Origin of the sequence: Psychrobacter lutiphocae DSM 21542 (assembly GCF_000382145.1) — a bacterium.
In the GTDB taxonomy this organism is placed as follows: Bacteria; Pseudomonadota; Gammaproteobacteria; order Pseudomonadales; family Moraxellaceae; genus Psychrobacter; species Psychrobacter lutiphocae.
This window is the reverse complement of the sequence record NZ_KB907658.1, coordinates 22,305-29,248: the sequence shown is the minus strand read 5'-3', so window position 1 is coordinate 29,248 and position 6,944 is coordinate 22,305. Positions and strand designations below refer to the sequence as shown.

The 6,944-nt window shown below is 40.5% G+C and carries 6 protein-coding genes and 2 pseudogenes; 6 read left to right on the top strand and 2 right to left on the bottom strand.

Translation table 11 applies throughout. The annotated features are described in order from the left end of the window. Nucleotides 1-393 precede the first annotated feature (393 nt). From H140_RS0111550 to H140_RS14590, 3 genes are all read left to right on the top strand, one after another. Entirely contained in the window at nt 394-867 is a 474-nt protein-coding gene (locus tag H140_RS0111550; protein ID WP_019673817.1) for a hypothetical protein, read from the top strand. A gap of 306 nt (nt 868-1,173) precedes the next feature. Then, nucleotides 1,174-2,595, top strand: coding sequence for a branched-chain amino acid transport system II carrier protein (gene brnQ, locus H140_RS0111540; protein ID WP_019673815.1), 1,422 nt, complete (start codon nt 1,174-1,176; stop codon nt 2,593-2,595). 154 nt (nt 2,596-2,749) lie between these two features. Continuing rightward, the gene (locus tag H140_RS14590; RefSeq protein ID WP_019673814.1) at nt 2,750-3,274 is read left to right on the top strand and encodes a hypothetical protein; all 525 of its coding nucleotides are present in this window, start codon (nt 2,750-2,752) and stop codon (nt 3,272-3,274) included. Nucleotides 3,275-3,398: 124 nt separating this feature from the next. Here the strand turns inward: H140_RS14590 and tnpA are convergent. Further along, nucleotides 3,399-3,605 (bottom strand): annotated as a pseudogene (gene tnpA / locus H140_RS15625) (IS200/IS605 family transposase); the annotation flags it as partial. Between tnpA and H140_RS14980 the strand changes: the two are divergent. The 3 genes and pseudogenes from H140_RS14980 to H140_RS0111520 all read left to right on the top strand — a co-directional run. Further along, nucleotides 3,589-4,235 (top strand): annotated as a pseudogene (locus tag H140_RS14980) (RNA-guided endonuclease InsQ/TnpB family protein); the annotation flags it as partial. The pseudogenes tnpA and H140_RS14980 sit on opposite strands and share 17 nt — an antisense overlap. A gap of 55 nt (nt 4,236-4,290) precedes the next feature. Then, nucleotides 4,291-5,316 (top strand): ornithine cyclodeaminase family protein, encoded by a 1,026-nt coding sequence (locus tag H140_RS0111525; protein ID WP_019673813.1) that lies wholly within the window; start codon nt 4,291-4,293, stop codon nt 5,314-5,316. Between the two features lie 76 nt (nt 5,317-5,392). After that, a complete protein-coding gene (locus H140_RS0111520) occupies nt 5,393-5,812 on the top strand; it encodes a YbaN family protein (RefSeq protein WP_019673812.1) in 420 nt (139 codons plus the stop codon). A 213-nt stretch (nt 5,813-6,025) separates the two neighbouring features. On the opposite strand, the gene H140_RS0111515 is transcribed toward H140_RS0111520, so the two are convergent. Then, complete coding sequence (locus H140_RS0111515) at nt 6,026-6,487, bottom strand: universal stress protein (protein ID WP_019673811.1); 462 nt, start codon at nt 6,485-6,487, stop codon at nt 6,026-6,028. Nucleotides 6,488-6,944: the final 457 nt, after the last annotated feature.

The following is a 6,944-nucleotide window of genomic DNA, read 5'->3' as shown; positions in this document are numbered from 1 at the left end:
CAGCTTCTAAGTATTTTAGTATATATTTAAGAAAAAACCGCTACTGCTCTAGCGGTTTTCAGGGCAATCGCACTATAGAAAATACTCGCTTAAAGTTAGTATAACTATGCAATAAAACTAAATTAGTTAGATAAATTAACCAAAATAAATGCGTTTAGCTTATTTTCTTCTGATTTTCGTCTTACAATTGATAATAACATCTATAAATGATTAGCAAATGAACAACTGTTTGCTAAAAATTATTTGTAGTGCGATTGCCCTGTAGCGGTTTTTTTATTTCCATAGCTTAATCCAATTTTACTTACCAATCATATTTGCAAACCTTTCAAATCGCGTTATTATGAAGTAGCTCCCTTAAATTCCCCTTAAACCATAAAAATAAAAGGAACGATTATGCGTCATCTTCTTAAGCTGTCATCTGCTGCCGTGATTGGCGGTTTATTACTATCTGGCTGTGCCAGTACGGGCATGGCGCCCACCTCGCCCACTCAAAGCGCTAATAGTTATCAGTTGCCACAAGCGGTATACGATGGCTATTGGGCCATGACTTCAGGGATAAACGGTGAAGCGGCGGTGGTTAGCTTCCGAGATAACATGAGCTATAACTACCGCTTTAAGTGCTATGTCGACGGCAGGTTTGAGCAGCTGGGTATGGAAAAATATCAGCTAAGACCAAGCGCAACTGCAATGGGGCTTCAGTATGAGAGTGAGCCTGTATTTTCGGCAATTAAAGTGGTGAAAGTAGAGCCAAAAAAATCACTGATATTAAACCAAAGCTTTACTGATCCCCAGTTACAGCAGGCATTGCCAAATGGTCAAAACTATTCTTACGTTTATAAATCAAAACTTGAGCCTATATGTCGTTAATAAGGGCGGTATCAGCTAGGGTGCCTGCCTTTTAATAAATGTGTTGCTCCTATGTCAGGATAGTTGTCAAGATTTCCAATAGGATCGTTCACAAAATACCGCCAGTATATTCAATGCTGGCGGTATTTTTTATGATGTATGAGTGCAGTGCATTGATTTATCGTCATTTGTTGTCATTGAGTTTTGCCAACTTATTAACCTTGCTATACAATTGTTGGCTTTTTAAACTTTTGAAGCCTTTTAAAGTTTTATAAATTTTACAAACAGAGCCAAATCTAATTCTTATCTAAAAAAGGCCAGATTATTATGAAAACAAGCAGATCTAAGGCAGTATCAGCAAAAGCTAATCCGTTATTTTTAGGCTTTATGCTGTTATCTTTTTTCTTTGGGGCAGGCAACTTGATATTTCCGCCTATGCTGGGTATGAATTCGGGAACACAGTTTACGCCCGCTGTGATCGGCTTTATTGCGACTGCCATTGCGCTACCTTTATTAAGCTTAATTGTGGTCGCTAAGTCAACAGATGGCTTATTGGGTATCGGTCGCCGAGTACATCCCGCCTTTGCTTATATATTTGCTATCTTGGTGTATTTGTCTATTGGTGTCATGTATGGGATACCAAGAGCGGCCAACGTGGGCTACGAGATGGGGTTTCAACAGTTTGTTAATTTGCCAGACAGTATGAGCCTTGTGCTTTATGTGATTGTATTTTTTAGTACCTGTTATCTGTCATCGGTGAGGTCGGGACGTTTAATTGATTTTATTGGTAAGTTTTTGACCCCGATTTTATTGATATTTATTGCACTGCTATGTGGTTTGGCTTTTATTCATTTGACTCCAGGCACACAAGCACCGACTGAGCAATTTGCCAATAATCCTTTGTCAGCAGGCATCATTGAAGGCTATTTTACGCTTGATGCACTAGCAGGACTGGCCTTTGGTAGTGTGTTGTCGGCTACAATTATCCAGATTATGCAGCCTTCTGTGTCTGCTGTAAGTGATGAGGGGCAAATAGCGGATAGCAAGTTGCTATATGAAGATACTAGTCATGAAGATGAAGCTGTTAGTCAAGCGGTGATGAATCAAGAGTTGGTAAAAGTTATGATTCAGTCGTCATTGGTTGCTGGGTTTTTCTTGGGTTTGGTTTACTTGGGCTTGGCTTGGGTTGGTTTGAGTATGTATCAGGAGCAAGGCTATGATAATGGTGCGGTGTTATTGTCCAGCGCTGCCAGATTGTTGATGGGGGATTTGGGTAATTTTGTACTTGGTATGATTGTCCTTTTGGCTTGTTTGACCACTTGTATTGGCTTGATTAATGCCTGTTCAAGTTTCGCAGAGAGTCTTTTTCCTACTATAAGTTATAAAGTCTATGTGATGATTTTTACCGTTACGGGGGCGGTGATTTCAAACCTTGGCTTAGCCCCTGTTTTAGCGATTGCAGTGCCGATTATGATGTTTTTATATCCCATTAGCATTGCGCTAGTATTATTATCATTGCTACATTCTGTGCTTGCGCATCGACCTTTAACTTATGTGTTCGGGGTTGGGACGACTACCTTGTTTGCTTTGAATGCGACGTTATCGGATCTGATGTCTGTCACTTTCCCATGGCAAAGCTTAATTAATGCACTACCTTTAACAGATGTAGGTTTAGGCTGGGTTGTTCCAACAATCGTCATGGCATTGGTGGGCTTTTTTGCGAAGCGAGTTGATACGCCAATAGCTTAACTGGATCTTGATTAGGATTTGTTGAGCATTGATGACGCACGTCTATATGTTATATTTGTTATCTACAAATACCAATGTCCAACAGACCTTATATTCAATATACTATGCCTTAAAATATACTATGCCTTAAAATTTATAAACTAAGGAATCAATAATGAAAAAACAATTACTGGCAGGCCTTACAAGTCTTTTAATGTTATCAAGTTATGCCTATGCAGAGTTGATAGATCAGAGTGCTCAGCGTCAAGCAGTGATTCCTTCTGTTACAGAGACAGTCACTAGTGCTGTTATTCAAGTTAATCAAAACGACACTTTTCCTCAAGAAATTGGTGAGGGGTATTGGGCGATGACGCAGACGATTGATGGGATATCGCATACAGTAGAGTTTAAGGATAACCATATTGTTATCCATCAGTTTCAGTGTCATGCTAATGGCAATATTGATAAGCTTCCTGTTCATAGCTATGAGTTAGAACCTAGTATGAGTGGTATGGGTCTAAAGCGAGAAGATGGGACACATTATTCAGAGCTTAAATTAATTAAGTTTGAGCCTAAAAAGTCATTGCATTTGCATCAAAATTTTTTGGCCAATTTTGAACTACGGCAGGCTATGCCAAACGGCATAGATTTACATTATATTTATAGCCCGAATTTAGCGCCTATCTGTCCTAAGTCCTAGCTCTGTTACAATGGTCACATTTGTCAACTTGTTTATGAATATGGTTTCATTCCATAATATTTATCCAACGTTGTCTTATCCACCGACTTCAGGATGGAGATATAAGGCAACTGTGTAGCCATACTTACGCAAAGAAAGCTGTTTGGTGTGGCGTATTTTGCTGTTCGATATACTGGTGGATAATCTCAATTGGAGCACCGCCACAGCTACCTGCAAAGTAACTGGGTGACCACAACGCACTACCCCATAACTGTTTAGAGATAGATGGATATTGCTTTTTGCGAATAAGCCGACTAGAAACGCCTTTCAAACTATTAACCAAGCTTGAGATAGTACAAGACAGTCGTAACCGTTGGTATGCCTGTATCACTGTTAAAGACTTTCCTAAACAAGAGGGTGGTAAAGGGAGTATCGGTATTGATTTGGGTTTAACAAAGTCAGCTACTACCTCAAATGGTGATAAGCTGACAACCAAACAAACTCAAAAATGGGCAAAAAACTAGCAGCTGCCCAAAGAGCTAAAAACAAAAAGCGTGTTAAGGCAATCCATGCCAAAATAAAAAACACAAGATTAGATGCAATACACAAATTCACCACCCAATTAGTTAAGGATAATGCCTTAATTGTGGTTGGTGATGTTAAATCACGCTCATTTACAAATTCGATGACCAAACTGGCTAAATCAACATACGATGCAGGATGGTTTGAATTTAAGCGACAACTGGAATATAAATGCAAGTATGCAAGTTGTCAGCTTGAGATAGTAAATGAGAGATACACTACCCAAATCTGCTCACACTGTGGCGATATGTCCAGTAGTCCGAAAGGTAGAGCAGGTCTTGGAATAAGAGAATGGAGGTGTGCTGAGTGTGGCACACGGCATGATAGAGATATCAATGCTGCGAAAAACATCCTTGCGGTCGGGCTTGACCGTCTAGATGTAGGAATCTCCTCAGTTTAGCGAGGGGAGGAAGTCAACCGTTGATTTCAAGGTATAGACCACAAAAAAGGTGATTATGCAGATATTAGATCGTAATACTGTCAAAGAACAGCTGACAATGCCTATGGCAATCGAAGCCATTGAGCAGATGTTAAATATTCAATCTAAACATTCTCAATGGGTTAAAAGCCCTGAGCGTTTAGTTATACCAACCTACAACGAAAGCGATAGTCATCAGACAGGAACTCATTTATCAATGCCTTCTGTGGTTTTTGATGGCGAAGAAGAGTATGCCGTGGTGAAGTTGGTGAGTATCTGCCCTGACAATCCACAGCGCGATTTACCAACGACGGTAGCGACCATTACCGTCTCTAATACTGCAACAGGCGAGACCTTAGCGTTTATGGATGGCATTTATATCACGCAAGTGCGCACCGCAGCTTTGTCGGGGATAGCAACCAAATATTTGGCCAGTCCTGATAGTCAAACGGTAGCAGTTATTGGTACTGGTGGGATGGCGTATGAGCAGTTAAATGCGGTATTGACCGTATGCTCAAAGATTGAGCATGTAACCTTGTGGAACCGTACCACTGCAAAAGCGGCGCAGTTTAAAGATGAGTTTATGGCGCAATATCCGCAGTGGAAAGTAAGTTTTAAGGTATGTGATACGGTGGCAGAAGCCATTAAAGAGGCGGATATCATTAATCTAGCCACCCGTGCCACCGAAGGCCTTTTTGAGGCAGATCAGATTAAGTTGGATGCGCATATTAATGCGGTGGGCGCTTATCAGCCGCAAATGAAAGAGGTCAGTGACTCTGTGATAGAGGCCTGTGCTTATGTGGTGATTGATGATTTGGCAGGTGGTAAGCACGAAGCTGGTGACTTAATTCAGGCCGATGCTAATAGTGACTGCGGCTGGTCGTGGGATAAGCTAAGCGGTGAGCTGATAGATTTGGTCAATTCAGATCTTGTAGTCGATGCTCGCTCTGGTGTGTCACTGTTTAAATCAGTGGGTGCAGCCAGCTTTGATGCGGCAGTGGCACTTAAAGTTGCGCTAGCTGCTAAGCATGATGGCCTCGGTCAGTCTGTGTTATTGTCATAGCACTATGTACGCTATCTATACTATGTACGCTATCTATATAGAATCTTACACTTTCATCACTGAGCTTTAAGACGTTATGACAGACCCTATAAAACCTCGTTACACTGGTAGTATTAATCAATCGAAATATGCGCACATGCGCTGGATTTATTTAATATTAGGGTTTGTGTTTTTTGTATTAGGGGTTATCGGAGCGGTATTGCCTGTGATGCCGACAGCCCCCTTTATTTTGTTGTCAGCAGCATGCTGGGCAAGAGGCTCTGAGCGTTTTTATTTGTGGCTGATTAATCACAAATATATGGGGCAATATGTCCGCGATTGGGAGCAGCGCCGAGCAGTGCCACGCCGAGCAAAGTGGCTGGCGTGCATTATGATGAGCATCTCAAGCACTATGTTATTATTCACAGTGCCTGAGGCGCAACTTTGGGTAGCCTGGGTGGTGATTATGGTCTGCTTTTGTGTGGCCATTTATCTATGGCGATTGCCAGACGCTTAAAGGTATTAGAGGCTGTATAGAGTTGACAGTTATATAGAATAAATAGCTTTATTTACATCAATGCGACATAGCCACTAGATACACGATAACGGACTGATGAGATGCAAGATGTACTCATTTTTCCTTATTAACGTGTATCTATTCGTTTGATAGGTGCATTTGTTTGATAAGCGTATAGTTGTCGCCTGTGATGAGTTGGTTATCAAAAAATAGCTACTGCTTAACAGGCTTATCTAGCTTAACCACCAATACATCACAAGATACATTGGGTAAGATACAGTCTGCCGTTGCACCATTAATCCACGCTGATAAACCGTGACGCTCATGGCGGCCGATGACCACTAAATCAACTTCATGCTTGTTGCAATAGTTGATAATACCTTCACTGTTTGAGATGGCAGTGGTGACCTCCTGCTGATTACTCTCTAGACCATTACGATTCAAAAACTCCGCTAAGTCTGTTTGTGCACTTTGACAGCGCTCATCATCAATTTCATCATAGAGACTTGCTGCAGGTACCATCTCATAACCAAACCCAACCACAGTATCTTTAATAATGTGCAATACAGATAGCTTCGCATTTTGTTGGCGTGAGTGGATGATTTTTGCTTTTTGGGCAACGATGTCCGCATCAGAGCGTAGGTCAGTGACTAACAGTATATGTTTATAGCTCATAGCAATACCTCTAATATAAGTTCAGGGGGTATATGGATAGATTGTATAGCCAAATGAAGCGCTAGACAAATGACAGTCAACGCAGTTCTCTTAAATAACTTACCTCTTTTATTCTAACTTATTTCTTTTGTTTTATTGTACCTATTATCATAAGCTTATTTTTGATGAGGTTCAGTATTATTTGTTATTTTGCTAGCTTTTATTTTGTTGTGCATTAATTGTGTATTAGTCAGTAGGTTAACGCTACTGGTTGCCTAAGGTACAGATGGGTTGCTAAGTTTATTTTTAATAAGGTTTTGAGTTTTTTTAAGTTTTTTTAAAATAAAGCTTGCTTAACTAAGCAACTATACCTATACTAGGCGCCTGCTTAAGAGAAGCACTGCAACAAATCATTACCTCGTAGTTAAAGTTATAACCCTTATCATAACAGTTATAATCCTCCGTTTTAAGATTTACA